25 protein-coding genes, 1 tRNA gene and 8 pseudogenes are annotated in these 25787 nt (G+C 67.4%); 12 read left to right on the forward strand and 22 right to left on the reverse strand.

The window, feature by feature from the left end:
* The 4 genes from ACFJGX_RS02170 to ACFJGX_RS02185 are packed head-to-tail and all read right to left on the reverse strand — an operon-like array spanning nucleotide 1 to nucleotide 1819.
* A complete protein-coding gene (locus ACFJGX_RS02170) occupies nucleotides 1-285 on the reverse strand; it encodes a phosphopantetheine-binding protein (protein ID WP_291114403.1) in 285 nt (94 codons plus the stop codon).
* 25 nt (nucleotides 286-310) lie between these two features.
* A complete protein-coding gene (locus tag ACFJGX_RS02175) occupies nucleotides 311-499 on the reverse strand; it encodes a hypothetical protein (protein ID WP_382327645.1) in 189 nt (62 codons plus the stop codon).
* Entirely contained in the window at nucleotides 483-1577 is a 1095-nt protein-coding gene (locus tag ACFJGX_RS02180) for a beta-ketoacyl-[acyl-carrier-protein] synthase family protein (protein WP_382327647.1), read from the reverse strand. Before ACFJGX_RS02180 ends, ACFJGX_RS02175 begins: the two co-directional genes overlap by 17 nt.
* Nucleotides 1578-1579: 2 nt before the next feature.
* Nucleotides 1580-1819, reverse strand: coding sequence for an acyl carrier protein (locus ACFJGX_RS02185; protein ID WP_382322862.1), 240 nt, complete (start codon nucleotides 1817-1819; stop codon nucleotides 1580-1582).
* Between the two features lie 241 nt (nucleotides 1820-2060).
* On the opposite strand from ACFJGX_RS02185, the gene ACFJGX_RS02190 reads away from it, so the two are divergent.
* Nucleotides 2061-2726, forward strand: a complete 666-nt coding sequence (locus ACFJGX_RS02190; protein WP_382322861.1) for a phosphatase PAP2 family protein — start codon at nucleotides 2061-2063, stop codon at nucleotides 2724-2726.
* Here ACFJGX_RS02190 and ACFJGX_RS02195 read toward each other — a convergent pair.
* Nucleotides 2707-4251 (reverse strand): methyl-accepting chemotaxis protein, encoded by a 1545-nt coding sequence (locus ACFJGX_RS02195; protein ID WP_382327649.1) that lies wholly within the window; start codon nucleotides 4249-4251, stop codon nucleotides 2707-2709. The two genes, ACFJGX_RS02190 and ACFJGX_RS02195, sit on opposite strands and share 20 nt — an antisense overlap.
* Nucleotides 4252-4443: 192 nt before the next feature.
* On the opposite strand from ACFJGX_RS02195, the gene ACFJGX_RS02200 reads away from it, so the two are divergent.
* Nucleotides 4444-4923, forward strand: a complete 480-nt coding sequence (locus ACFJGX_RS02200; RefSeq protein ID WP_382327651.1) for a cupin domain-containing protein — start codon at nucleotides 4444-4446, stop codon at nucleotides 4921-4923.
* A 202-nt stretch (nucleotides 4924-5125) separates the two neighbouring features.
* On the opposite strand, the gene ACFJGX_RS02205 is transcribed toward ACFJGX_RS02200, so the two are convergent.
* Nucleotides 5126-5201, reverse strand: a tRNA-Arg gene (locus ACFJGX_RS02205).
* 144 nt (nucleotides 5202-5345) lie between these two features.
* Between ACFJGX_RS02205 and ACFJGX_RS02210 the strand changes: the two genes are divergently transcribed.
* Nucleotides 5346-6206 (forward strand): c-type cytochrome, encoded by an 861-nt coding sequence (locus tag ACFJGX_RS02210; RefSeq protein WP_382322859.1) that lies wholly within the window; start codon nucleotides 5346-5348, stop codon nucleotides 6204-6206.
* Between the two features lie 65 nt (nucleotides 6207-6271).
* On the opposite strand, the gene ACFJGX_RS02215 is transcribed toward ACFJGX_RS02210, so the two are convergent.
* From ACFJGX_RS02215 to ACFJGX_RS02225, 3 genes and pseudogenes are all read right to left on the reverse strand, one after another.
* On the reverse strand, nucleotides 6272-6799 hold the full coding sequence (locus ACFJGX_RS02215) for a DUF2946 family protein (protein ID WP_382322858.1): 528 nt from the start codon (nucleotides 6797-6799) through the stop codon (nucleotides 6272-6274).
* 11 nt (nucleotides 6800-6810) lie between these two features.
* Nucleotides 6811-7809 carry a YheT family hydrolase gene (locus ACFJGX_RS02220; RefSeq protein ID WP_382328583.1) on the reverse strand — a complete coding sequence of 333 codons (999 nt, stop codon included), beginning with the start codon at nucleotides 7807-7809 and terminating at the stop codon, nucleotides 6811-6813.
* Between the two features lie 213 nt (nucleotides 7810-8022).
* Nucleotides 8023-8349 (reverse strand): annotated as a pseudogene (locus ACFJGX_RS02225) (YybH family protein); the annotation flags it as partial.
* Here ACFJGX_RS02225 and ACFJGX_RS02230 point away from each other — a divergent pair.
* The 3 genes from ACFJGX_RS02230 (at nucleotide 8336) to ACFJGX_RS02240 (ending at nucleotide 10405) form a co-directional block, all read left to right on the forward strand.
* Nucleotides 8336-8944, forward strand: coding sequence for a LemA family protein (locus ACFJGX_RS02230; protein WP_382322857.1), 609 nt, complete (start codon nucleotides 8336-8338; stop codon nucleotides 8942-8944). The pseudogene ACFJGX_RS02225 and the gene ACFJGX_RS02230 sit on opposite strands and share 14 nt — an antisense overlap.
* A 273-nt stretch (nucleotides 8945-9217) precedes the next feature.
* Nucleotides 9218-9865 (forward strand): TPM domain-containing protein, encoded by a 648-nt coding sequence (locus tag ACFJGX_RS02235; RefSeq protein ID WP_382328585.1) that lies wholly within the window; start codon nucleotides 9218-9220, stop codon nucleotides 9863-9865.
* Between the two features lie 12 nt (nucleotides 9866-9877).
* Nucleotides 9878-10405, forward strand: a complete 528-nt coding sequence (locus ACFJGX_RS02240) for a TPM domain-containing protein (RefSeq protein WP_382163109.1) — start codon at nucleotides 9878-9880, stop codon at nucleotides 10403-10405.
* A 15-nt stretch (nucleotides 10406-10420) separates the two neighbouring features.
* Here the strand turns inward: ACFJGX_RS02240 and ACFJGX_RS02245 are convergent, their stop codons facing one another.
* From ACFJGX_RS02245 to ACFJGX_RS02290, 10 genes and pseudogenes are all read right to left on the reverse strand, one after another.
* Complete coding sequence (locus ACFJGX_RS02245; RefSeq protein WP_291114468.1) at nucleotides 10421-10966, reverse strand: cyclic nucleotide-binding domain-containing protein; 546 nt, start codon at nucleotides 10964-10966, stop codon at nucleotides 10421-10423.
* 158 nt (nucleotides 10967-11124) lie between these two features.
* Nucleotides 11125-11541 (reverse strand): F0F1 ATP synthase subunit epsilon, encoded by a 417-nt coding sequence (locus ACFJGX_RS02250; RefSeq protein ID WP_382327653.1) that lies wholly within the window; start codon nucleotides 11539-11541, stop codon nucleotides 11125-11127.
* 122 nt (nucleotides 11542-11663) lie between these two features.
* A pseudogene (gene atpD, locus ACFJGX_RS02255) lies at nucleotides 11664-13071 on the reverse strand (F0F1 ATP synthase subunit beta).
* Between the two features lie 44 nt (nucleotides 13072-13115).
* Nucleotides 13116-13982: a F0F1 ATP synthase subunit gamma gene (atpG, locus tag ACFJGX_RS02260; protein ID WP_382327655.1), complete on the reverse strand. Its 867-nt coding sequence runs from the start codon at nucleotides 13980-13982 to the stop codon at nucleotides 13116-13118.
* Between the two features lie 30 nt (nucleotides 13983-14012).
* Nucleotides 14013-15577 (reverse strand): annotated as a pseudogene (gene atpA, locus ACFJGX_RS02265) (F0F1 ATP synthase subunit alpha).
* 54 nt (nucleotides 15578-15631) lie between these two features.
* Nucleotides 15632-16162, reverse strand: coding sequence for a F0F1 ATP synthase subunit delta (locus ACFJGX_RS02270; protein ID WP_291114483.1), 531 nt, complete (start codon nucleotides 16160-16162; stop codon nucleotides 15632-15634).
* A gap of 40 nt (nucleotides 16163-16202) precedes the next feature.
* Nucleotides 16203-16674: pseudogene (locus ACFJGX_RS02275) on the reverse strand (F0F1 ATP synthase subunit B).
* A gap of 125 nt (nucleotides 16675-16799) precedes the next feature.
* Nucleotides 16800-17046, reverse strand: a pseudogene (atpE, locus tag ACFJGX_RS02280) (F0F1 ATP synthase subunit C).
* 76 nt (nucleotides 17047-17122) lie between these two features.
* Nucleotides 17123-17990, reverse strand: a pseudogene (gene atpB / locus ACFJGX_RS02285) (F0F1 ATP synthase subunit A).
* 26 nt (nucleotides 17991-18016) lie between these two features.
* Complete coding sequence (locus tag ACFJGX_RS02290; RefSeq protein WP_382322851.1) at nucleotides 18017-18523, reverse strand: ATP synthase subunit I; 507 nt, start codon at nucleotides 18521-18523, stop codon at nucleotides 18017-18019.
* Nucleotides 18524-18673: 150 nt separating this feature from the next.
* Between ACFJGX_RS02290 and ACFJGX_RS02295 the strand changes: the two are divergent.
* The 6 genes and pseudogenes from ACFJGX_RS02295 (at nucleotide 18674) to ACFJGX_RS02320 (ending at nucleotide 23346) form a co-directional block, all read left to right on the forward strand.
* Nucleotides 18674-19559 (forward strand): annotated as a pseudogene (locus tag ACFJGX_RS02295) (D-amino acid aminotransferase).
* Between the two features lie 19 nt (nucleotides 19560-19578).
* A complete protein-coding gene (locus ACFJGX_RS02300; RefSeq protein ID WP_382163125.1) occupies nucleotides 19579-19863 on the forward strand; it encodes a DUF493 family protein in 285 nt (94 codons plus the stop codon).
* Entirely contained in the window at nucleotides 19860-20552 is a 693-nt protein-coding gene (gene lipB, locus ACFJGX_RS02305) for a lipoyl(octanoyl) transferase LipB (RefSeq protein ID WP_382322849.1), read from the forward strand. The genes ACFJGX_RS02300 and lipB overlap by 4 nt, the downstream gene beginning before the upstream one ends.
* A 19-nt stretch (nucleotides 20553-20571) precedes the next feature.
* The gene (lipA, locus tag ACFJGX_RS02310) at nucleotides 20572-21588 is read left to right on the forward strand and encodes a lipoyl synthase (RefSeq protein WP_291114503.1); all 1017 of its coding nucleotides are present in this window, start codon (nucleotides 20572-20574) and stop codon (nucleotides 21586-21588) included.
* Between the two features lies 1 nt (nucleotide 21589).
* A complete protein-coding gene (locus ACFJGX_RS02315; RefSeq protein WP_382322848.1) occupies nucleotides 21590-22288 on the forward strand; it encodes an AraC family transcriptional regulator in 699 nt (232 codons plus the stop codon).
* 102 nt (nucleotides 22289-22390) lie between these two features.
* Nucleotides 22391-23346: pseudogene (locus tag ACFJGX_RS02320) on the forward strand (DMT family transporter).
* On the opposite strand, the gene ptsP reads toward ACFJGX_RS02320, so the two are convergent.
* Genes ptsP through ACFJGX_RS02335 form a run of 3 tightly spaced genes read right to left on the reverse strand, consistent with a single transcriptional unit; the run spans nucleotide 23343 to nucleotide 25778 of the window.
* The gene (ptsP, locus tag ACFJGX_RS02325) at nucleotides 23343-25097 is read right to left on the reverse strand and encodes a phosphoenolpyruvate--protein phosphotransferase (RefSeq protein ID WP_382327657.1); all 1755 of its coding nucleotides are present in this window, start codon (nucleotides 25095-25097) and stop codon (nucleotides 23343-23345) included. The pseudogene ACFJGX_RS02320 and the gene ptsP overlap by 4 nt on opposite strands.
* Nucleotides 25094-25363, reverse strand: a complete 270-nt coding sequence (locus ACFJGX_RS02330) for an HPr family phosphocarrier protein (RefSeq protein ID WP_297398850.1) — start codon at nucleotides 25361-25363, stop codon at nucleotides 25094-25096. Before ACFJGX_RS02330 ends, ptsP begins: the two co-directional genes overlap by 4 nt.
* Nucleotides 25332-25778, reverse strand: coding sequence for a PTS sugar transporter subunit IIA (locus ACFJGX_RS02335; RefSeq protein ID WP_382163137.1), 447 nt, complete (start codon nucleotides 25776-25778; stop codon nucleotides 25332-25334). The genes ACFJGX_RS02330 and ACFJGX_RS02335 overlap by 32 nt, the downstream gene beginning before the upstream one ends.
* Between the last annotated feature and the right edge of the window lie 9 nt (nucleotides 25779-25787).

Consider the following 25787-nt stretch of genomic DNA (forward strand, 5'->3'; position numbering starts at 1 on the left):
TCACTGGGTGCGCTGGCTGGCGATGTGGGCGGCCAGGGCGCGCGGCGAAGCGAAGATCTTCTCGTTGTCCTCGTTGTCCGAACGCATCTGGAAGCCATAGCGTTTGGAAATGACGAGCGAGATCTCCAGCATGTCGATGGAGTCCAGGCCCATGCCGTCGCCATACAAGGGGCCGTCGGGATCCACCTCGGCGGGCGCGAGCTCCATGTTGAGGGCTTCGATGATCAGCGCGACCACCTCGGGCCAGAGGGCATCGACGGTTTCAGGGGAGACGGGTTGGGTCATGACGGTCACTCGGGAAAAGGGGTCTTCAAAGGGGCGGCGCGCGGAACGCCAGCACGGCGTTGCTGCCACCGAAGGCAAAGGAATTGGACAGCGCCGCGCGCAGCGGCACCTGGCGGCGGCCTTGCAGCACGTGGTCCACGCCCTCGCAGGCGGGGTCGATGCGACCGGCCAGGTGGGCGGTGGGCGGGATGGCCTGCTCACGCAGCGCCAGCACGGTGGCGCACGGCCTCGATCGCGCCGGCGGCGCCGAGCAGGTGGCCGTGCATGGATTTGGTGGCGCTCACGGGCAACTCCGCGGCGCCGTCGCCGAACACCTCGCACAGGGCCGCGACCTCCACCGGGTCGCCCTCGGGGGTGGCCGTGCCGTGGGCGTTGACGTAGCCGATCTCGGCCGGCGCCAGGCCGGCGTCGGCCAGCGCGGCGCGCAGGGCGCGCACCTGGCCCTGCCGGTGCGGGCGGACCAGGTGGCTGTGATCGCAACTGGTGCCATAGCCCACGATTTCACCATGGATGGTCGCGCCGCGGGCGACCGCGTGGTCCCAGGCCTCCAGCACCAGCGCCGCCCCGCCTTCGCCGAGCACGAGGCCGGCGCGGTCGGCCGCGAACGGGCGGCAGGCGGCGGGCGCGGTGTCGGCGTCGCCGGGTGCCATCACGCGCATGGCGTCCCAGGCGCGCAACACGCTGTAGGACTGGCAGACGTCGGAGCCACCGGTGACCATCACCGTGGCCTCACCGCTGCGCACGCGCCGGAAGGCCTCGCCGATGGCGATGCTGGAGGACGCGCAGGCCGCCGTGTGGCTGGTGCTCACGCCGCCCAGGCCGAGCTGGATGGAGATGTGGGCGTTGACCGCGTTGTTCATGCCCTGCACCACCGACAGCGGCGAGACGCGCTCGCGCCCCCGGATCCACAGATCGCGGCCACCGCGCTCGTGCGCCTCCAGGCCGCCCAGGGCGGTGCCCCAGATGCAGCCCCAGGCCTCGCGCTCGGCGCCCTCGGTGTCCGTGGCCTGGCGCGGCAGGCCGGCCTGCTCCCAGGCCTGGAAGGCCGCGGCCACGCCGAGCTGGGCGAAACGCTCCATCATCAGCGCCAGCGGCTTGCCCAGCGCGGCCTCGGGGTCGAAGCCGGCGCAGCCCACGAACGGGTGGGACAGCGGGCGCGGCAGGTCCTGCGTCACCCGCAGGTGGCGCACGGCGGATTCCCCGGCCAGCAGGCGTTCGAAGAAATCCCGGGCATCACCGCCGTAGGGGCTGATCACCCCGATGCCGGTGATCGCGACGCGGTGGGGGCGCATGTTCAACCGGCCTTGAGCGCGGCCAGCGAATCGATCACGGCCTGCATCTCTGCCACCGTCTTGGGCGGCTGCACGTCGGAGGGGATGTCGATGCCCAGCCGGTCCTCGGCTTCGAACATCAGTTCGGCCAGCATCAGCGAGTCCACCCCGAGCTCGGCCAGCAAGGCATCGGGCAGCACCTGATCGGGCTGGACACCCAGGCGGTCGACGAGGAAGGTGCGGATCAGTTCAGTGGAGCTCATGAAAATTGCCCAAGGATGAGACTGGCACGGTGGGGCCTGCACGCAAGCCGATGCGCAAAAACGAACATGGGGGGAACTCCTCCGAAGCAAAGACCGTCTTGGGGTTCTGGTACGGCCTTGGGCGGGCGCGCCGCCCTTGCTTCACAGGGCATGGGATTATACAAAGGGGCTACAGGAAGGCCGGCTGTCACACGCGTGTCGTACATTAGGCCGGCCCCCTGCGCCGGCCCCACCCACACCCATGCCCACCCCCACCGAACGCGCCTGGTACCGCCAGCTCCTGTCCCGGTTCGTCACGCTGTGGTACCTCAAGGCCTTCGGCACCATGGCGTTCATGGTGTTGTTCTTCCAGGCCTACTTCTGGGTGCTGCACCACCCGATGGCCGAACCGCTCATGATGCCCATGCTCGTGGTGGACGACTGGGTACCGTTCCTGCCCGGCGCCTTCTACGCCTACGTGTCGCTGTGGGTCTACGTGTCGCTGGCACCGGCCCTGCTGCCCAACCTGCGCGAGCTGCTGCGCTACGGCCTGTGGGTGGGCGCGCTGTGCGTGTTCTGCCTGGCGCTGTTCTGGCTGGCCCCGACCCAGACACCGTTGACCGACATCGACTGGTCCCAGCATCCCCGGCTGGCCTTCCTGAAAGGCATCGACGCCTCGGGCAACGCCTGTCCCTCGCTGCACGTGGGTTCGGCGGTGTTCTCGGCCTTCTGGTTCCAGCGCATCTTCCGGGAGACCGGCGCGCCGGCCGCGCTGCGCTGGCTCAGCGTATTGCATTGCGGGGTGATCGTCTGGTCCACGATGGCGATCCGCCAGCACGTGTTCCTGGACGTGCTGGCCGGCGCCGCCGTGGGCGCGGTCTTTGCCTGGCTGTCGCTGCGCCGCTGGCTCAGCCCGACGAGAGCCTGAACACCGCCACGGCCTGCACCATCTGCTCGGCGCGGGTCTTGAGGCTGGAGGCCGCGGCCGCGCTCTCTTCCACCAGCGCCGCGTTCTGCTGCGTGGCCTGGTCCATCTGCGTGACGGCCTCGCCGACCTGAGCCACGCCCGAGCTCTGCTCCTGGCTGGCCGCGCTGATCTCGCCCATGATGTCGTTGACGCGGCGGATCGAGTTCACCACCTCGGTCATGGTCACGCCGGCACGGTCGACCAGCGAGCTGCCCTGCTCCACGCGCTCCACGCTGGCGGTGATCAGGCCGCGGATTTCCTTGGCGGCTTCCGAGCTTCGCTGCGCGAGGTTGCGCACCTCGCCGGCCACCACCGCAAAGCCCCGGCCCTGCTCGCCGGCGCGCGCGGCTTCCACCGCCGCGTTCAGCGCCAGGATGTTGGTCTGGAACGCGATCCCGTCGATCACGCCGATGATGTCGGCGATCTTGCGGCTGCTGTCGTTGATGTCGCGCATGGTGTCCACCACCTGGGCGACCACCTCGCCCCCCTGCGTGCGCACGGTGGAGGCGCTCATCGCGAGCTGGTTGGCCTGCTGCGCGTTGTCGGCGTTCTGGCGCACGGTGGAGCTGAGCTGCTCCATGGACGCGGCGGTCTCCTCCAGCGCGCTGGCCTGCTGCTCGGTGCGGGCCGACAGGTCGTTGTTGCCCTGGGCAATCTCGGCGCTGGCGACTGCCACGCCCTCGGCGTTGCCGCGCACGTTGGAGACCACGCGGCCCAGGCTGTCCTGCATGCCCTTGAGGGCCTGCAGCAACTGGGCGGCTTCGTCGCGGCCCTCGGCGGGGATGGCGCGCGTGAGGTCGCCGTCGGCGATCAGGCGCGCGGTTTCGGCGGCTTGGCGCAGCGGCACGGTGATCGAACGGCTGAGCACGAAGGCGGCCGCCGCGCCCAGCAGGGTCGCGAGCACGCCGCCCATGATCAGGATGGTGCGGCCATTCGCAGCCATCTCTTCGGCTTCTTTCAAGGCCGCGTCGTAGATGCCCTGCTGGCGCTGCTCCAGTTTCAGGATGGTGTTGATATAGGCCTCGGCCAGGGGTCTGAGGTCGCGGTCCAGCGCGGCGCTCATGTCTTCACCGGCCATGCGCGCCTTCATCACGACACCGCGCGGCGTGCGGTAGGCCTCGCGCGCGGCGTCGATGTCGGCGATCATCTTCTTGCCGGTGTCGGACTTGACCAGCTCGACCATGCGATCGCGCGAGGCCTGCGAGATCTTGGAGGTCTCGTCCATGTCCGCCTGCCACGTGGCGATGCGGCTGGTGTCGGAATCCAGGATGGCCGCGCGGGTGCGCACCCAGTTGATGTCGATGGTCTGGCGCCAGCGCGCGGCCAGCTGCAGTTTTTCGTTGTCTTCCCCGGCCAGCGTGCGCGTGGTCTGCACCAGCTCCTGCAGGCGCCAGACGCCGATGCCGGCCATCAGGGCCGTGATCAGCAGAACCAGTCCGAAGGCGATGGCCAGGCGGCTGCCAACCTTGATGTCGTTGAGTTTCATGCGGGAGAACTTTCTGGAGGAGTAAGGGGATCGGCGTCCCGGGCCAGCCCGCTTTTGGCGGTCATGGCCCAGCGCCACCACCCCCAGGGCATCGGCGGATTGGCCACGATCTTGAGCCACCCGCCTGGCGGCGATGCGCCGAAGAGGGCCCGCTCTTGCCCGCTTTTCAGCGCCCGCCCACAATGCCTTCCCATGCCCACCGACTCGAAACCCCTGGCCGTGGTGGCCGCCGACGCCCCGGCGCGCACCAAGCCCTCGAACTATCCCGAGCCTTTTGCGGCCCGCGTGGCCGGGCGCGTCAAGCGTCCCCTGGGCGACTTGTTTGCCCTGAAACACTTCGGGGTCAACCACACGACCCTGCCGCCGAAGTCGGTGTCGGCGCTGCGCCACGCCCACAGCCGGCAGGACGAGTTCGTCTACATCCTGGCTGGGCACCCGACGCTGTACACCGACGAGGGCGCCACGCCCTTGTCGCCCGGCATGTGCGCGGGTTTTCCGGCCGGCAGCGGCAACGGCCACAAGCTGGTGAACGAAACCGATGAGCCGGTGCTGTACCTGGAGGTGGGTGACCGCAGCGAAGGCGACGAGGTCAGCTACCCGGAAGACGACCTGCGGGCCGTGCAGGTCGACGGCCGTTGGGCCTTCACGCACAAGGACGGGCGGCCGTACTGATATCGGCGCCGCGGGCACGGTCAGACCCGCTTTGTCATGCCCTTTTTTTGAGCATCGCTCGCGCCGCCAGGCGGGCCGCGGCCTGCGGCAGTTGTCCCAGGGGTTGTCCACACCCTTGGGCACAGCAGCTGTGAGCAACCCTCGAAAGAGCCTCCTCGGAAACGACAAAGCCCTTGAGGCAACTCAAGGGCTTGAACGTGGTTGGTGCGGCTGGCGGGGATCGAACCCACGACCCTTGGCTTCGGAGGCCAATACTCTATCCACTGAGCTACAGCCGCAACGCCAGCGATTCTATCAGCCGAGGGGGCGGCGCTCGGTGGGTGCCAAGGGGGCTTGGCTATAATCCAAGGCTGTTTGCCCGGCCTGACACGGGCACGCCCCACACCCGAACAGGCCTTGCTTCGCCACCCCCTGAGGACATCATGAGCGACCACGCGCACGAAGAACACCATACCGGTCCCATCAAGACGCCAACCCAGTTGATGTGGACGGCCTTCTTTGCGTTCGTCGCGCCCATCTTCATCATCATCGGCCTGGTGTACTACGTGGTCTCGGCCAACAAGCCGGCGGCCGGCGCGGTGGACATGGAGCAAGCCGTTGCCCAGCGCATCCAGCGCGTGGGCACGGTGGAGCTGCGCGACGCCAACCGCCCGCTGGCTTCCGGCGAGTCGGTGTACACCGCCCAGTGCGCGGCCTGCCATGCGGCGGGCCTGGCCGGTGCGCCCAAGTTCGGCGACGCCGCCGCCTGGGGCCCCCGCATCGCCACCGGCTATGAAGCCCTGCTGACCTCCGCCCTCAAGGGCAAGGGCGCCATGGGCGCGCAAGGCGGCGGCGCGTTCCGCGACACCGAGATCGGCCGCGCCGTGGTGCACCTGGCCAACGCCGCTGGCGGCAAGTTCCCCGAGCCCCAGGCACCGGCACCCGCCGCTGCAGCAGCCCCTGCGGCCGCTGCAACGCCTGCCCCCGCTCCTGCCGTGGCCGCAGCGGCTCCGGCGCCCGCTGCCGCTGCGCCGGCACCTGCCGCCTCGGCCACCGTGGCCGCTGGCGCCGGTGAGGCCCTGTACAAGCAGGCTTGCGCCGTGTGCCACGTGGCCGGCGTGGCCGGTGCACCGAAGTTCGGCGACAAGGCCGCCTGGGCACCCCGCGTGGGCGCTGGCCTGGACACCCTGACCGCCACGGTCATCAAGGGCAAGGGTGCGATGCCTCCCAAGGGCGGCGCAGGCGCCGCCGCGGAGGCCGACATCAAGGCCGCCGTGCAGTACATGCTGAACGCGGTGAAGTAAGGCGCGTCCCCTTCCCCCAAAAAGCCGGCCCCGTGCCGGCTTTTTGTGCCCGCGCGCGGCCGCCCTCAGGCGGCTTGTAGCGCCTGGGGATGGGGAATGAAGCCGAACCGCGCTGGCAGCGCATCGGCGCGCACCTCGGCCGGGCGCCAGCGGCCGGCTTCGACCGCGTCGGCGGCCAGGTTCATGTCGGCGCTGTGCACCAGCCCGACACCCAGATCGGTCACCAGGTACAGCCGGCCCAATTCGTCCAGCAGGCTTTCCTGCACGCGCGCCGGCAGGCCGGTGTGGGACAACACACCACCCTCGGGCTGCAGGCGCCAGATCCACGGCGTGGCCTCGAGTTCGACGTACACGCGCTGCGGCCCGTTCTGGAAGTACCACTGGCCTTGCGCGTCGGCCGCGTAGTTGCGGTGGATGAACTCGATGAGCTTGTCGTGCTTGAGCAGCGAGCCCTTGCTGGCGGGGAAAAGCCCTTGCGCCTGCGTGCGGTCGTCGCGCATGTACCAGTTGCCGCGGGCATCCAGGCCCAGCCAGCCATAACAGTGCGGCACATTGGGCCACTTGGCCATCGCGGCCTTGACGATGTCGTCCATGGCGAGGCTCCTCAAAGGTGGGCGAGCAGCCAGTTTCCCACGGCCTCGGGCATCGCGCGCACATGCCCGGGAAGGCCAAGGGGTCCGTACGAGACCGGAAAGCCCACATGCGCACCCTGCTCGGGCTGCCACAGGGTGACGTGATGGCCCGCGTCCTGCTGGGTCGGCAGGGACTCGGCGGGCACGAAGGGGTCGTTGCGCGCATTGAGCGCGAGCGCGGGCACGCGGATGCTGTGAAGCACCGGCTTGGCCGAGGCACGCGCCCAGTAGTCGGTCGTGTCCTTGAAGCCGTGCAGGGGCGCGGTGAAAAGGTTGTCGAACTCGTAGAGGTCGCGCGCGGCCAGCAGCTTCTGCCGGTCGAACAAGCCAGGGTGCTGCTCCAGCTTGCCGAGCGCCTTGGGCACCATGGAGCGCATGAACATGCGGGTGTAGACCACGCGGTTGAAGCCGCGCCCGATGGCGTGGCCGCCCGCGGCCAGGTCCAGCGGGGAACACACCGATGCAATGGCGCGCACGCAGGAGGTCGCTTCCGTGCCCATCTCACCGGCCCAGCGCATCAGCGCATTGCCACCCAGCGACACGCCCACGGCGATCAGCGGCCGGCCCGGGTGTTCCTCGGCAAAACGGCGCAGGATCCAGTCGATCTCCTGGAAGTCACCCGAGTGGTAGGCGCGTGGCGCGTGGTTGAGTTCGCCCGAGCATCCCCGGAAGTGGGGCACCGCGTAGGCCACGCCGTGGGCGGCGGAGAAATCGGCGAAGGCCACGGCGTACTGGCTCGCGGAAGAACCCTCCAGCCCGTGGAACAGCACCAGCAGGGGCGCCTCCTGCGCGCTGCTGTGCAAGGCCTGGTCCACGTCGATGAAGTCGCCATCGGGCGTCTTCCATCGGCTGCGCTTCCAGCGCGGCGGCGGTCCGAAATGGCGGCGGCTGGCCAGCGCGGCCCACACCGTCTGCGGGTTGCCTCCGGGCAACCACCACGGCGCGCGGTAGGAAAAGCGGTCGGACTTCAATGCAGCACCGGCTGGGTGGTGAAGGCCTCGAGCGGCTCGGTGCGTGAGCCGGGGCTGGCGTGGTGCGCGACCATGCGCCAGCCCTGGGCGGTCTTGGCATAGACGTTGGTGCGCCACCACCCAGGCGTGTTGCATGCCATCGTCCGTCATCACGGCCACGCGCTCGACCACGCTGTGCACGCTGCAGCCACCGGCATCGAGCCGGCGCACCTTCTCGGGCTGGGCCTGCACGCTGCCACTGGCGAACATGGTCTCGAACGCGGCGCGCACCGCGGCGTGCCCCACGAGCCGGGGACCACCCGGATGCACACACACGATGTCGTCCTCGTCCGCCCAGCAGGCCATGAGGCGCTCGATGTCGGCGTGTTGCAGCGCGTCGTAGAAGGCCGCCTCCGTGTCGTCCGCCGAACCGGGGGGCAGTTTGGGTTTTCGCATGTGGGCTATTTTGCCGCCAGTGCCCGGTTGCCCGGGTGCACCCCCGGGTATATTCCCGCTGATCGACCTGATCTCATCCAGCGGAGGTTTTATGCGCACATCCATTCGACGCCTGTCCACCGGGGCCGCCGCCCTGTTGCTCGCCACCAGCCTCACGGGCTGTGGGTACAACGACTTCCAGCGCCTGGACGAGCAGAGCCAGTCGGCCTGGTCGGAGGTGCTCAACCAATACCAGCGCCGAGCCGACCTGATCCCCAACATCGTCGCCACCGTCAAGGGCGAGGCCAACTTCGAGCAGGAAACGCTCACCCGCGTGATCGAGGCCCGCGCCAAGGCCACGTCGATCCAGGTCACGCCCGAGACCTTGAACAACCCGGCTGCGATGCAGCAGTTTCAGGCCGCGCAAGGCGAACTGGGCAGCGCGCTCAGCCGCCTGATGGTGGTGGTGGAGCAGTACCCCAACCTCAAGGCCAACCAGGGCTTCAGCGACCTGCGCGTGCAGCTCGAAGGCACCGAGAACCGCATCACCGTGGCGCGCAACCGCTACATCCAGACCGTGCAGGAGTACAACGTGCTCGCGCGCAGCTTCCCCACCAACCTCACCGCGATGGTCTTCGGCTACAGCCCCAAGGCCAACTTCCAGGTCGCCAACGAGGCCGCGATCTCGACACCGCCCACGGTGGACTTCAAGAAGCCATGACGCTGCGCCTGGCCCGGTGGCTGCTGGCCGCCCTGGGGCTCTGGTTCTTCCCCTCCTGGGCGCTGGCGCAAGGCCTGCAGCCCATCCCCGAATTGCGCGCGCGCGTGATCGACCAGACGGGCACGCTCGATGTGGCGAGCCTCGCCGCCATCGAGGCCAAGCTCGCGGCCTTTGAAAAGACGAACGGCTCGCAGGTGGTGGTGGTGATGGTGCGCCACCACCGCACCCGAAGACATCGCCGATTACACGCAGCGCCTGGGCGACGCCTGGAAGATCGGCCGGCGCGATGTGGGCGACGGCGTGCTGTTCGTGATCGCCAAGGACGACCGGCGCCTGCGCATCGCCACCGCGAAGGCGCTGGAAGGCGCGATTCCCGACCTGATCGCCAAGCGCATCATCGACGGCGCGGTGACGCCCGCGTTCCGCATCGGCAACTACGCCGCCGGCATCGAGGCCGGGGTCGATCAGATCCTGGCGCGCATCCGGGGAGAGAACCTGCCCCTGCCTGCGGAACAGGCCACGCGCGATGGCGCCGGCCTCGACGATTTCGACGGCATGGAGGTGCTGGTGTTCCTGGTCTTTGCCGTGCCCATGTTCTCGGCCGTGCTGCGCGGCATCTTCGGCAACAAGCTGGGCACGGTGTTCACGGGCATCGGTGCCGGTGGCCTGGCCTGGGTGCTGACCGCCGTGGTCTGGGTGCGCATCGGCGCCGGCCTGCTCGGCATGCTGGCCGCGCTGTTCCTGCAGTTCCTGCCGGCACCCACTTCGGGAGGCTCCGGCCGCGGTGGGCGTGGCGGCGGCTGGGGCGGTGGCGGCTTCGGAGGTGGGGGCGGAGGACGCGGAGGGGGTTTTGGCGGTGGTGGTTTCAGCTCGGGCGGTGGCGGCAATTTCGGCGGCGGCGGCGCTTCCGGCGGCTGGTGAGGGCAACAGGCCATGAACAAACTCGCCCGCATCCTGAAGCACCGTTGGCTGGACGCCTCGGACACCGCGCGCGCGGTGCCCGACGACATGGCCGAGCGTCTGGCGCGGCGCGTGGCCGCCAGCGAAGGCCGGCACAGCGGCGAGGTGCGGCTGTGCGTCGAAGCCGCCCTGCCCCTGAGCTACCTCTGGCGCATCAATGCCAGCACCCCGCTGTCCACCGTGGTGCGCGAGCGCGCGCTGACCTGGTTCGGCCGCCTGCGCATCTGGGACACCGAGCACAACAACGGTGTGTTGATCTACCTGCTGCTGGCCGAGCACGCCATCGAGTTCGTGGCCGACCGGGCGCTGGCGCAACGCGTCGCGCCGGCCGAATGGCAGGCCATCGTGGACCGTCTGGGCGCGCGCCTGCGCGAGGGGGCGTTCGAGGATGGGCTCACGCAGGCCCTGGAAGAAGTGTCCGCCCTGCTGGTGCTGCACTTCCCGGCCGACGCCGGCGCCACCCGGCGCAACGAGCTGGCCGACGGCGTCGTGCGCCGCTGAAGAGCGCCGGCGGACTCAGCCGCGCCGCTTGTCCTGCGCGGTGCGGCCGTTGTTGAGCGCCACATTCAACTCCTGCTGCAGCGCCTTGTTCATCTGGGCAAAGGTCTTGAGTTTGCGCGTGGTCTCGCGCAGTCGATCGGCCATGCGCTTGGAGATCGCCAGCAGCAAGCGGGCGCCCAACCTCGGGTCGTCCTTGAGCAGGCGCATCAAGGCCGTGCGCGAGAGCACGGCCGCCGCGATGTCGGTGTTGGCGGTGCAGGTGGCCGAGCGCGGCGCGCCATCCAGCACGCCCATTTCCCCGATCAGGTGGCCGGGGCCCATGATGTTCACCACCATGCTCTCATGCAGGCCGGGCAACTCGTTCTCGACCGCGATGTCGCCTTCCAGCACCAGCAGCATGTAGTCGGTCTGCTTGACCTCCCCCTCCTGGATGATGACCGCGCCCGCCTTGATGAGCTTGGGCCGCATGTAGCCCACCACTTTCAACGCATCGCTCAGGGTGAGGTCGGCCAGCGCCGACGAGGTGACCAGCAAACGGGCTGCCACCTCTTCCGGGGCCATGTCGGGGCTCTCAAAAATGGATGACATCGGCGATGCTCCCAACGTGTTCTTGTCTTGTCCGAGATGGTATGCGGACTGTCACACGGCTCGCCGCAAAAGCCGACAAAAAGACCGGCACGAGGCCGGTCCTTCTTTGATAAACGACACGAAGTCGTCGCTTATTTCTTTTGGCGGTATTTGCGCAGAGCGGCGATCTGCGCGGCCATGACCGCGAGTTCCGACGTGGCCTTGGCCAGATCGAGATCGCTCTTGGCGTTCTTCACGGCCTCTTCGGCCTGCCGGCGCGCTTCGGTCGCCTTGGCCTCATCGAGGTCGTGCGCACGGATCGCGGTGTCGGACAACACGGTGATGTGGTGCGGTTGCACTTCCAGAATGCCACCGGCCACGAACACGAATTCTTCACCGCCATCGGCCTTCTCGATGCGCACGGCGCCGGGCTTGATGCGGGTGATCAGCGGAATGTGGCCGGGCAGGATGCCCAGCTCACCGGCCTCGCCCGGCAGCGCCACGAACTTGGCTTCGCCGGAGAAGATGGATTCTTCGGCGCTGACCACATCGACGCGGATGGTGCTCATAGTTACTCCAATAAAAAAGGTGAGTGGAAAGCAAGCAGCGGGGTGGCTGGCTAGGCGCCGCGCGGAGCCGTACCAAGGTACGGCGAGCACGGCAACAACGCCAGACGCCCCGGGGCGCCGCTTTACGCCACCTTTTTGGCCTTTTCGAAGGCTTCGTCGATCGTGCCGACCATATAGAACGACTGCTCGGGCAGGTGGTCGCATTCACCGGCGGTGATCATCTTGAAACCACGGATGGTTTCGGCCAGCGGCACGTACTTGCCGGGCGAGCCGGTGAACACTTCAGCGACGTGGAAGGGCTGCGACAGGAAACGCTGGATCTTGCGGGCGCGGGCCACGGCCAGCTTGTCTTCCGGCGCCAGTTCGTCCATGCCCAGGATGGCGATGATGTCGCGCAGTTCCTTGTAGCGCTGCAGCGTGCCTTGCACGGCGCGGGCGGTTTCGTAGTGGTCCTGGCCCACCACCAGCGGATCGAGCTGGCGGCTGGTGGAGTCCAGCGGGTCCACGGCGGGGTAGATGCCCAGCGCGGCGATGTCACGGCTCAGCACCACGGTGGAATCCAAGTGGGCGAAGGTGGTGGCGGGCGACGGGTCGGTCAAGTCATCGGCAGGCACGTACACGGCCTGGATGGAGGTGATCGAGCCGACCTTGGTGGAGGTGATGCGCTCTTGCAGACGGCCCATTTCTTCGGCCAGCGTCGGCTGGTAGCCCACGGCGGAAGGCATGCGGCCCAGCAGGGCGGACACTTCGGTACCGGCCAGGGTGTAGCGGTAGATGTTGTCCACGAAGAACAGCACGTCACGGCCTTCGTCGCGGAACGACTCGGCGATGGTCAGGCCGGTCAGGGCCACGCGCAGACGGTTGCCCGGCGGCTCGTTCATCTGGCCGTAGACCATGGCCAGCTTTCGAGTCCTCGAGCTTCTCGAGGTTCACGACGCCGGAGTCGGCCATCTCGTGATAGAAGTCGTTGCCTTCGCGGGTGCGCTCACCCACACCAGCGAACACCGACAGACCGCTGTGGGCCTTGGCGATGTTGTTGATGAGTTCCATCATGTTCACGGTCTTGCCCACACCGGCACCACCGAACAGACCCACCTTGCCGCCCTTTGCGAACGGGCAGACCAGATCGATCACCTTGATGCCGGTTTCCAGCAGTTCCTGCGAGGGGGACAGTTCGTCGTAGGCGGGAGCCTTGCGGTGGATCGAAGCCGTCAGGGTCTGATCGACCGGGCCACGCTCGTCGATAGGCGCACCCAGCACGTCCATGATGCGGCCCAGGGTGGCCTTGCCGACCGGGACCATGATGGGGTTGGCGGTGTTGGACACCACCATACCGCGGCGCAGGCCGTCGGACGAGCCCAGCGCAATGGTGCGCACCACGCCGTCGCCCAGCTGCTGCTGGACTTCCAGCGTCAGGGTGGAGCCTTCCATTTTCAGCGCGTCGTAAACGCGCGGCATCTGGTTGCGCGGAAATTCCACGTCCACGACGGCGCCGATGCACTGGACGATCTTGCCTTGTACTTGAGACATGATGGATACCTTCTGTTTTCTCTGGATTCGGTTGGGCGGCTGCTTCAGACCGCGGCGGCACCGGCGACGATTTCCGAAAGTTCTTTCGTGATCGCGGCCTGACGGGTCTTGTTGTAGACCAGCTTGAGTTCACCGATGACGCTGCCGGCGTTGTCGGTGGCGGCCTTCATGCGCACCATGCGGGCGGATTGCTCGGACGCCATGTTCTCGGCGACCGCCTGGTACACCTGGGCTTCCACGTAGCGCAGCAGCAGTTCGTCGATGACGGTGGCTGCATCGGGTTCGTAGATGTAGTCCCAGTCGCGGCCACCGGCGTTGTCCTGCAAGGTGCCTGCATTGAGCGGCAGCAGTTGCTCGATCACCGATTCCTGCTTCATCGTGTTGATGAATTTGGTGTACGACAGGTAGACCGCGTTGATGCGACCTTCGGTGTACGCATCGAGCAGCACCTTGACGGGGCCGATCAGCTTTTCCAGGTGAGGCGTGTCGCCCAGCCCGGTCACGCTGGACACCACCTTGGCACCGATGCGGTTGAGGAAGCCCAGGCCCTTGTTGCCGATCGCCACGGCCTCGGCGCTCACGCCCTGGGCCTGCAGTTCCTTGAGCTGGGTCGTCACCGCACGCAACACGTTGGTGTTGAGACCACCGCACAGACCCTTGTCGGTCGTGACCACGACAAAACCGGCGGTCTTGGCGTCGTTGGTCTGCATGAACGGGTGCGTGTACTCCGGGTTGGCCCGGCTCAGGTTGCCAGCGATCTGGCGCACCTTCTCGGCGTAGGGACGCGCGGAGCGCATGCGCTCCTGCGCCTTGCGCATCTTGGAGGCGGCGACCATTTCCATGGCTTTGGTGATCTTCTTGGTGTTCTCCACCGATTTGATCTTGCCGCGTATTTCCTTACCTGCTGCCATTGGGGCTCCTTAGCTGGTCAATGGGGCGGATCAGTACGTGCCGGTCTTCTTGAAATCGGCAACCGCGGCGGCGAGCTGGGCTTCGGCTTCTTTGTCCTTGTCCAGCGCCTTGCCGCCTTCCATCTTCTGCAGCAGGGCGGCGTGCTTGTCCTTCAGGAAGGCGTGCAGGCCGGCTTCGAACGACAGCACCTTCTTGACGTCGATGTCGTCCAGATAGCCCTTGTTCACAGCGAACAGCGAGGCGGCCATCAGGCTGATGGACAGCGGCGCGTATTGGGCCTGCTTCAGCAGTTCGGTCACGCGGGCACCGCGGTCGAGCTGCTTGCGGGTGGCTTCGTCCAGGTCGGAAGCGAACTGCGCGAACGCAGCCAGTTCACGGTACTGGGCCAAGTCGGTACGGATGCCGCCGGACTGCTTCTTGATCAGGTCCGTCTGGGCAGCACCACCGACGCGCGACACCGAGATACCGGCGTTGATGGCGGGGCGGATACCGGCGTTGAACAGGCTGGTTTCCAGGAAGATCTGGCCGTCGGTGATCGAGATCACGTTGGTCGGCACGAAAGCGGACACGTCGCCGGCCTGCGTTTCGATGATGGGCAGTGCGGTCAGCGAACCGGTCTTGCCCTTGACTTCACCCTTGGTGAAGGCTTCGACGTAGTCGGCGTTCACGCGGGCTGCGCGTTCGAGCAGACGGCTGTGGAGGTAGAACACGTCGCCGGGGTAGGCTTCGCGGCCTGGTGGGCGGCGCAGCAGCAGCGAGACCTGGCGGTAGGCCACGGCCTGCTTGGACAGATCGTCATAAACGATCAGCGCGTCCTGCGCAACGGTCGCGGAAGTATTCGCCCATGGTGCAGCCGGAGTAGGCCGACAGGTACTGCATGGCAGCGGATTCGGAAGCCGAAGCGGCCACGACGATGGTGTAGTCCATCGCGCCAGCCTGCTCCAGGGCACGCACCACGTTCTTGATCGACGAGGCCTTCTGGCCGATCGCGACGTAGACGCAGGTCATGTTCTGACCCTTCTGGTTGATGATCGCGTCGATCGCCACGGCGGTCTTGCCGGTCTGGCGGTCACCGATGATCAGCTCGCGCTGGCGCACGGCCGACGGGCACCATGGAGTCGATCGACTTCAGGCCGGTCTGCACCGGCTGGTCCACCGATTTGCGGGCGATCACGCCCGGGGCGACCTTCTCGATCACGTCGGTCATCTTGGCGTTGACCGGACCCTTGCCGTCGATCGGCTGGCCCAGGGCGTTGACCACGCGGCCAACGAGCTCGGGACCGACCGGCACTTCCAGGATGCGGCCCGTGCACTTCACGGTGTCGCCTTCGGAGATGTGCTCGTACTCGCCCAGAATCACGGCGCCGACGGAGTCGCGCTCGAGGTTCAGCGCCAGGCCGAAGGAAGGCACGCCATCCTTGTTGGCCGGGAATTCCAGCATTTCGCCCTGCATCACGTCGGACAGGCCGTGGACACGGACGATACCGTCGGTGACCGAGACCACAGTGCCCTGGTTGCGCACATCGCTGGATGCGCCCAGACCCTCGATGCGGGACTTGATCAGTTCGGAGATTTCGGCGGGATTGAGTTGCATGACTCTTTCCTTCTTTCGTTAAATGGTGTGCAGGCGCGCCCGGAAAAACAGCCGTCAGGCCGTCAGGGCAATCTTCATTTGTTCCAGGCGGGCTTTGACCGAGGTGTCGAGCACCTCGTCGCCCACCACCACGCGAATGCCGCCGATCAGATCGGGCTGCAGTTTCACCTGGAGGTTGAGCTTGCGTCCAAAGCGCTTTTCCAGCACCCCGGAGAGCTCGGCCAGCGTGGCGCTGTCCACCTCGAAGGCGCTGTGGACCACCGCGTCGTACGCCCCCAGCTGCGCGTTCTTCAGCGCGCGGAACTGGGCGGCGATCTCGGGCAGGGCCTCGATGCGGCCGTTCTCGATCACGGTGCGCAGGAAGTTCTGGCCGATGGCGGGCAGGCTGCTCTTGAGCAGGCCGGTCATGAGCGAAAGCACCTGATCGGGTTCGGTCTTGGGGCTGTCGGCGAACTGACGCAGCTGTTCATTGGCGGCCAGGGCAGCCAGCTCGTCGAGCCAGGCCGCGGCGCCAGCCGCGTCAGGGCCTGCGGCCTTGAACAGCGCTTCCGCATAGGGGCGGGCAATGGTGGCGATTTCTGCCATGGTGGTCCTTTGAATGCCGGTCGGTGGCGTCAGGCTCGGATCAGAGCTCGGTCTTCAGGCGGCCCAGCAATTCGGCGTGAACGCCGGCATTGATTTCGCGCTTGAGGATCTGCTCGGCACCCTTGACGGCCAAGGCAGCCACCTGCTCGCGCAGGGCTTCGCGGGCCTTGACGACCTGCTGATCGGCGTCCTGGCGGGCGGCCGCCACGATCTTCGAAGCCTCTTCGGTGGCACGGGCCTTGGCTTCTTCGATCACGGTCTGGGCACGTCGCTCGGCGTCGGCCAGGCGGGTGGCGGATTCGTTGCGCGATTTGCTCAACTCTTCTTCCACCCGCTTGTTGCGCCACGGCCAGTTCGGTCTTGGCTTTTTCGGAAGCGGCCAGGCCTTCGGAAATCTTCAACGCACGCTCATCGAGCGCCTTGGCGATGGGTGCGCACACCAATTTCATCGTGAACCACACCAGAATCGCGAAGACGATGGCCTGCGCAAAGAGGGTTGCATTGATGTTCATCGCAACGCCTTTCTGTGTGTTGACAAGAGGGGTGACGCACCGACTGCCGACACGGGTGGCGGATGGTGGCGACGGGATGGAAGGCCGTCACCGCAACACCAGCCCGCGCGGGGCAGCGAGCCGATTTACAGCGTGAACGGGTTCGCGAAAGCGAACAGCAGGGCGATCGCCAACGCCGATCAGGAAGGCAGCGTCGATCAGACCGGCCAGAATGAACATCTTGGTCTGCAGGTCGTTCATCAGCTCGGGCTGACGGGCCGACGATTCGAGGAATTTGCCGCCCATCAGCGCGATGCCGATGGATGCGCCGATGGCGCCCAGACCGACGATGAGACCGCAAGCCAGTGCGACAAGACCCAGAACGTTTTCCATGATGACTCCTATGAAGTGGAAGTTTGTTGAGAAAGGAAAGAAACGAGAGAAACCGAATGCGACCTAGAGAGCCGCGTCAGTGAGCGTCATGCGCCTGCCCCAGATAGATCAGGGCCAGCATCATGAAGATGAACGCTTGCAAGGTGATGACCAGAATGTGGAACAAGGTCCACACCGTGCCAGCGATCAGGTGACCGATGAAGAAGAGCGAGCCGCCCAGCGACAGGGTGGCGTAGGCGCCCAGCAGGGCGATCAGCATGAACACCAGCTCGCCGGCGAACATGTTGCCGAACAGCCGCATGCCGTGCGAGACCGTCTTGGCGACGAACTCGATCATCTGCATCAGGAAGTTGACGATGCCCAGCAGCAGGGCCCAGACCGGGTTCTTGCTGGTGCCGAAAGGCGCGCTCACGAGTTCGTGCGCCCAGCCGCCCAGGCCCTTGATCTTGATGTTGTAGAACAGGCACATCAGCAGCACCGACACCGACAGACCCAGGGTGGTCGACAGGTCGGCGGTTGGCACGACGCGCAGGTAGTCCTTGAAGCCCATGGCCGGGCCGGCGCTGTGCCAGATCTGGGGAATCAGGTCCACCGGGATCATGTCCATGAAGTTCATCATGAAGATCCAGACGAACACCGTCAACGCCAGGGGGGCGACGAGCTTGCGGCTCTGGGCGTTGTGGATGACGGATTTGGCCTGCGAATCGACCATTTCCACCAGCATTTCGACGGCGGCCTGGAAGCGGCCGGGCACGCCGGCCGTGCGCAACGCGGGCGGCACGCCAGAGCACGAACACCGTGAGCAGACCCAGCAGCGCGCTCACCACGACGGAGTCGAGGTTGATCACCGAGAAATCGACGATGGATTCCTGCTTGTGGTTCGTCAAGTGGACGAGGTGGTGGCGGATATATTCGCCCGGGGTCAAAGTGCCTTCAGCAGCCATGTTCGTGTGTCCGATGAGCCGGAGAGTCAACCGTTTGCATTTGATCGCTTGGCCTGGATGAGGTATCCAAACCAATAGACCTTGAGAACCAACACAAGCCCGGCCAGAAGGCCGAACCAATTCAAGGGAGAGACCACCCAGGGGGCTGCGGCCAACATGACCACCGCCAACAGGATCTTGACGCCCTCCCACAGCAGGAAGCCGGCAAATGCCGCGTTGGCGTGCTTCGCCCACACACGGGACATTGCACTGGAGGTCAACCCGTAGGCCATGAGAGCCGAAGGAATTGCCACCGCCGCCGCGCCATACAGAACCGACCACGCCACCGAGGACGACTGCCACAGCAGTCCACCCACGATGCTCGCCGCCAGCCCCACCAGCCACTGCACCATCACCAGCCGCCAGAGCGAGAGCACTGGCTGGCCAACCCGCCACTGCTGCGCTTCTTCGCGCGTCAATGGCTTGAAATCGGATTCCTGCTCCCCATCTTCCTGGTCTGTCCAACCGGGCGGGATCGAATGGCCTTGCGTCATGTTCGACCTCGCGCGTGACAAACAGACGACAAAGCGCCTGGGTTGCAAAGCCGCTCATTATACGTAGAAACCCCAGCCCTCCGTCAATATTCGGCGGACGGGATAACCGTGCCCGCCACGCGCCCCGAGGGTGCGGCCGATAATCCCGCCATGACCGACCTGCCCGACTCCCTGTGCTTCCTGGATGGGGACTACGGTCCGCTGCGGGAGGCCCGCGTGAGTGTGCTCGACCGCGGTTTCATCTTTGGCGACGGCATCTACGAGGTGCTCCCCGCCTATGGCGGCCGCGTGTTCCGCTTCGCCGAACACATGGCGCGGCTGGAGCGCTCGCTGCGCGAACTGCGCATTCCCAACCCGTTTTCGCCCGACGAATGGCTGGGCATCGCGCGGCGCCTGATCGCCGACCAGCAGACCCGCGGCGTGCACGACCAGCTCGTCTATATACAGATCACCCGGGGCGTGGCCCCGCGCGACCACGTGATGCCGCCCGGCCTCCAACCCACGGTGTTCGCGATGGCCAACCCGATGAAGCTGCGCAACCCCGGAGCAACGCGCCCACGGCGTGGCCTGCGTCACCGCCGATGACTTTCGCTGGCGCAAGGCCCACATCAAGGCCACCAGCCTGCTGGGCTCGGTGATGGCGCGCCAGATCGCCGCCGATGCGGGCGCGGTGGAGGTCGTGATGTTCCGCGACGGCTTTCTGAGCGAAGGCGCGTCCAGCAACGTGTGGGCGGTCAAGGATGGCGTGGTCATGGGCCCGCCCAAGGACAACCTCGTGCTCGAGGGCATCCGCTTCGGGCTCGTCGAGGAACTCTGCCGGCAGCAAGGCCTCCGGCACGAGCTTCGCCGCGTCACGCGCGCGGAGGTGCTGTCGGCCGACGAGCTGCTGCTGTCTTCGGCCACCAAGGAAGTGCTGTCCATCACCACGCTGGACGGCGCGCCGGTGGGGCATGGCGCCCAGCGCGGCCAGCCTGGCCCCGTCTGCGCGAGCCTCTATGCGGGCTACCAGCGCGCGGTGGCCGCGCAATCGATCTGAAGAACTGGAAAATGGACCGATGGAACTCCCGCCCGACATCCCCCCCGAACAATCGCTCATCACCTACCCGAGCGACTTCCCCATCAAGGTGATGGGCGCCAACGTGGAAGGTTTTGCCACCGCCATGACGCATGTGGCGCGCGCCTTCGACCCCGGCTTCGACGAAAGCACGATCGAACAGCGCCCGAGCAAGGCCGGCAACTACCTGGGCCTCACGCTCACGGTGCACGTGACCAGCCGCGAGCAGCTCGACGAGCTCTACCGCACGCTGACCACGCACCCGATGGTCAAAGTCGTGCTGTGATCATTCGCACACTGGGCCGGGTGGACCACGCGCCCACCTACGAGGCGATGCAGGCCTTCACCGCGGCGCGCACGGCCGACACGCCCGACGAACTCTGGATCTGCGAACACGACCCCGTCTTCACCCAGGGCCTGGCGGGTCGCGAAGACCACCTGCTGGCCCCGGGCGACATCCCGGTGGTGTCGACCAACCGCGGCGGCCAGGTGACCTACCACGGGCCGGGCCAGGTGGTGGCCTACCCGCTGATCGACCTGCAGCGCGCGGGTTACTTCGTCAAGGAGTATGTCTACCGCGTGGAAGAGGCGGTGATCCGCACCCTGGCTACCTTCGGCGTGACCGGCCACCGCGTGGCTGGCGCGCCCGGCATCTACGTGCGGCTGGACGACCCCGGCAGCCACGCCCTGCTGCCGCAGCGGCCGCAGAAACGGAACCCGGGCGAACCCCTGCCCCCACCCGACTTCACCGGCCTGGGCAAGATCGCCGCGCTGGGCATCAAGGTCAGCCGCCACTGCACTTACCACGGCGTGGCGCTCAATGTGGCGATGGATCTTCAACCCTTCGATCGCATCAACCCCTGCGGCTACGCGGGCCTGCCCACGGTCGACCTTTCTACAATCGGGGTCGCGGCGTCCTGGGACGACGCCGCGGCGGTGCTGAGCCAGAAGCTCATCGCCACCCTGAGCCCCTGACCCCAACCGCGCCCATGCCATGACCCGCCTCGACACCCCCACGGCCCCCGCCAGCAGCACCGTCCGCGACGCCCAGCCCGCTGCCAGCTACGACGCCACGGCCAAGCAGAAAAGCCAGGCCAAGACCGCGCGCATCCCGATCAAGATCGTGCCGGCCGAGGTGCTGAAGAAGCCCGAGTGGATTCGCGTCAAGGCCGGCAGCCCGACCACCCGCTTCTACGAGATCAAGGACATCCTGCGCACCAACAAGCTGGTGACGGTGTGCGAGGAAGCGAGCTGCCCGAACATCGGCGAGTGCTTCGGCAAGGGCACAGCCACCTTCATGATCATGGGCGACAAGTGCACGCGCCGCTGCCCGTTCTGCGACGTGGGCCACGGCCGCCCCGATCCGCTGGACGTGAACGAGCCCGACAACCTGGCCAAGACGATCGCGCAGCTGAACCTGAAGTACGTGGTGATCACCAGCGTGGACCGCGACGACCTGCGCGATGGCGGTGCCGGCCATTTCGTGGCCTGCATCGAAAAGACGCGCGCCCTGTCGCCCCAGACGCAGATCGAGGTGCTGGTGCCCGACTTCCGGGGCCGCGACGACCGCGCGCTCGACATCCTCAAAGCCGCGCCGCCCGATGTGATGAACCACAACCTCGAGACCGTGCCGCGCCTGTACAAGGAAGCACGCCCGGGCTCGGACTACCAGTTCAGCCTGAACCTTCTCAAGAAGTTCAAGGCGCTGTTCCCGCACGTGCCGACCAAGAGCGGCCTCATGGTCGGCCTGGGCGAGACCGACGAGGAAATCCTCGAGGTGATGCGCGACATGCGCGCGCACCACATCGACATGCTGACCATCGGCCAGTACCTCGCCCCCAGCGGCCACCACCTGCCGGTGCGCCGCTACGTGCACCCCGACACCTTCAAGATGTTCGAGGCCAAGGCCTACGAAATGGGCTTCACGCATGCCGCCGTGGGCGCCATGGTGCGCAGCTCGTACCACGCCGACCAGCAGGCCCATGGCGTGCTCAACCCCGAAGTGAAGTGACATGCCCGCCGCGCACGACCACCTGAGCGTGCGCGACTACGGCGCCTCGCACGGCAGCCACGACCACGACCACTTCCAGATCCTGGTGGGCCTGGAAGGTGTGCTCGAACTGGAGGTGGCGGGACGCGGGCAACGCATCGCCGCCGGCGACGGCTGCGTGGTGCCGCCGGGCGAACACCACGATTTCGAAGGACGGGACGCCACGCGCTGCCTGGTGCTGGACTCGCACGACCCCGCCTGGGCCCGGGCCGTCGCGGCGCCGCCCCCCGGCGTGCAGCCCCTGGCGCGTTACCTGGCCGCCGCCGTGTCGGCGGGCCTGCCACGCGCCCGCCAGGCCGGCGCCGGCCTGCTGCTCGAAGCCTGGTTGCAACACGGCCCCGCCACCGCCCTGCCCCTGGAACGGCCTCGCCGCCCCATCGACTGGGCCGCGCTGAACCAGTGGCTGCAAGCGCGCTGGCAAACCCCGCTGACCGTGGCCGACCTGGCCTCGCAGGTGCACCTGAGCCCATCGCAGTTCACCGCGCGCTGCCAGGCCGAGCAGGGCGACAGCCCCATGCAGTGGCTGCGCCGACAGCGCCTGGCCCAGGCCCGCGCCTGGCGCGCCCATGGGCTGAGCGTGGCCGAGACGGCGCGGCGCATCGGTTACCGCTCGCCCTCGGCCCTGACGGCCGCCCTGCGCCGCGAGCCGCCCCGCGGCTGAGCGCCACTCAAGACCCGCGAAACGCGACGACACACCAGCGGATCGCGACGAAGGCCCGGGCTAAGCTCCGGGCATGAGCCTCTCCTTCCTGCCCGGCCACCGATGAGCCGGCCCAACCACTCCCTGGCACTGGGCATCGGCTTTGGCGCCGCCGCCGGTGCCGCCTGGGGCTTCGTGTTCCTGGCCCCCGAACTCGCGCGCGACTTCTCGCCCTTGCAACTCTCGGCCGCCCGCTACCTGGCCTATGGCCTGGTGGCGCTGGCCCTGATCGCGCCGCGCTGGCGCGCCGTGGCGCCCCGGTTGGGCCGACCGGAGTGGTGGGCCCTGCTGCGCCTGAGCCTGCTGGGCAACATCCTGTACTACGTGCTGTTGGCATCCGCCGTTCAGCTCGGTGGCATGGCCGATGACTTCGCTGGTCATCGGTTTCCTGCCGGTGGCGGTCACGCTCATCGGCAGCCGGGGCCACGGGGCCGTACCGCTGCGCCGGCTCGCGCTCACCCTGGCGCTGGGCATCGCGGGCATCGCCTGCGTGGCCTGGCAGGCGCTGGGCGTGCCGTCCGAGGCGCCGGTGGCCGACCGCCTCACAGGTTTTCTCTGCGCCCTCGGTGCGCTGGCGGCCTGGACCGCCTACGCCGTGAGCAACAGCCGCTGGCTGGTGCGCCTGGACCATGTGTCCTCGCACGACTGGAGCCTGCTCACCGGCCTGGTGACGGGTGGGCTGGCCCTGCTGCTGGCGGTGCCAGCCTTCATGGGCAGCCGCCTGAGCGACCACACCGGCGCGCAATGGGGAAGCTTCATCGGCGTGGCCGCCGGCATGCGCAATCGTGGCCTCGATCCTCGGCAACGCGTTCTGGAACCGGGCCAGCCGCCTGCTGCCGCTGACCATGATCGGGCAGATGATCCTGTTCGAGACCCTGTTCGCCCTGCTCTACGGCTTCCTGTGGGAGGCGCGCTGGCCCACCGCGCTGGAGGCCCTGGCGATGGTGCTCGTGAGCGCCAGCGTGCTGGCGGGCATCTCGGCGCACCAGCCGCAGCCGGCGCCGGAGCACGGCAACTAGTCGGTCATCAGGGCCGCGGGGTCTTCCGCGGCGAGCACGCTCTGCGCCCAGGTCTGCAGGCGCGTGGTGTCGCAGCGCAGGATCTGCTGCTTGACCGCCAGGATCTGCGAGGGGTGCATGGAAAAGCTGCGCAGCCCCAGGCCCAGCAGCAACCGCGTGAGGCTCACGTCGCCCGCCATCTCACCACACACGCTCACGCCCTTGCCCTTGGCCCGGCATTGCTCGATGGTGCTGGCCAGCAGGTGCAGCACCGCCGGGTGCACCGGGTCGTAGAGGTGCGACACCGCTTCGTCCGCGCGGTCGATCGCCAGCGTGTACTGGATCAGGTCGTTGGTGCCGACGGACAGGAAATCGAAATAGCGCAGGAACAGCGGAATGGTCAAGGCCGCGGCCGGCACCTCGATCATCGCGCCGAGCTTGACGTGGCGATGGGCGATGCCGGCGTTGTCCAGCTGTTCGCGGGCGCGGTTGACCAGCGCCAGGGTCTGGCGGATCTCGCTGGCGTGCGCCAGCATGGGAATGAGCAGGTGCACCGGGCCGTGCGCGGCGGCACGCAGGATGGCGCGCAGTTGCACCAGGAACATGGCCGGCTCGGCCAGGCTCCAGCGGATCGCGCGCAAACCCAGCGCCGGGTTGAGGTGGTCCTCGCCCGCGCGCGAGGCGCCCCGGTCCAGCGGCTTGTCCGCACCCACGTCGACCGTGCGGATGGTGACCGGCAGGCCCTGCATGCCCTCGACCGCGCGCCGGTAGGCGTGGTACTGCTCTTCCTCGTCGGGCAGTTTGCCGGCCCGCCCCATGAACAGGAACTCGCTGCGAAACAGGCCCACGCCCACGGCGCCGGCCTTGAGCGCCGCCACGGCGTCCTCGGGCTGTTCGATGTTGGCCAGCAGTTCGATCTTCTGGCCATCGAGCGTGACGGCCGGCGTGTTCTTCAGGCGCGAGAGGCGCTCGCGCTCGACCTCGCCCTGGCGTTGCTTGAAGCCGTACTCGGCCAGCAGGATGGGCGAGGGATCGACCAGCACCACGCCGGCATCCCCATCGATGATGACCCAGTCGTCCTGCTGGATCAGCTGGCTGGACGAGCGCGCGCCCACCACCGCCGGGATGTCCATGCTGCGCGCGACGATGGCGGTGTGGCTGGTCTTGCCGCCCACGTCGGTGACGAAACCGGCGAAGACGCTCTGCTTGAACTGCAGCATGTCGGCGGGCGACAGGTCGTGCGCAATCAGCACCAGCGGCGCCTCGATGCTGCTGTCGTGCACCGCCTTGGCTTCGCCACCCGGCGCCACCGGCGAGGCCACGCCGCGCATGAAGCGCAGCATGCGCTCGACCACCTGCTCCAGGTCGGCCTTGCGCTCGCGCAGGTACGGGTCTTCCATTTCGTCGAACTGGCGCGCGATCACCTCGAGCTGGGTGGTCAGCGCCCATTCGGCGTTGTAGTGGCGGTCCACGATCCAGTGCTTCACGCCGCTGGTGAGCTGCTCGTCCTGCAGCAGCATCAGGTGCACGTCGAGCAGCGCGGTGAGTTCGGGGTGCGCGTCATTGGGGCCGAGGTCGTGCAGGCTGTGCTGCACCTTCACGATTTCCTCGGCCACCGCGTTGCGCGCGTGGCGCAGGCGTTCGATCTCGCTCTCGACCTGCTCGGCCTGCACGAAGTAGTGCGCCACGTCCACACGGCTGGACGCCACGATCACGGCCCGCCCGATGGCAATGCCCCGGGAGACCGCCAGACCGTGGATGGAGATGGTCATTCGCCCTCGCCGAACTTGTCGTTGACGAGCGCCACCAGCGCGTCCATGGCAGGTTGCTCGTCCTTGCCATCGGTCTCGATCTCGACCACGCTGCCGATGCCGGCGGCCAGCATCATGACGCCCATGATGCTCTTGGCGTTGACGCGCCGTTCGCCGCGCGACATCCACACATCGCAGGCGAAGCCGCCGGCGAGTTTGGTGAGTTTGGCCGAGGCGCGCGCGTGCAGCCCGAGCTTATTGCTGATGGTCACGGTGGTCTTGATCATGCGTGGCTCGTTTGGCCTGGTTCTGGGGCGCGGTCACCGCCACCTGGATGACACCTTGCGTGGCGCCGATCATGGCGCGCGAGATCAGCGCATCCAGCGATTCATGGCGGTACGACACGGTGCGCAACAGCATGGGCAGGTTCACGCCGGTGATGAGTTTGGAATTGATGCCGTCGATGAGTTTCTGCGCCACGTTGCAGGGCGTGGCGCCGAACACGTCGGTCACGACCAGCGTCTGCGGCAGGTGCATCTGGCGCATCAGCGCGCGGGCCTGCGCCAGCGACTCCTCGGGCGGCACGTTGGGTTGCACATCCAGCGCCGACACCGCGTCGGCGCTGTCGGGGAACACATGCAGCACGCACTGGCGCAGTGCGGAGGCCAGCGGCGCGTGCGCCATGATGAGGATGCCGTTCATGGCCCCAGT

This window comes from Hydrogenophaga sp. UC242_50 (genome assembly GCF_042697355.1).
In the GTDB taxonomy this organism is placed as follows: Bacteria; Pseudomonadota; Gammaproteobacteria; order Burkholderiales; family Burkholderiaceae_C; genus Hydrogenophaga.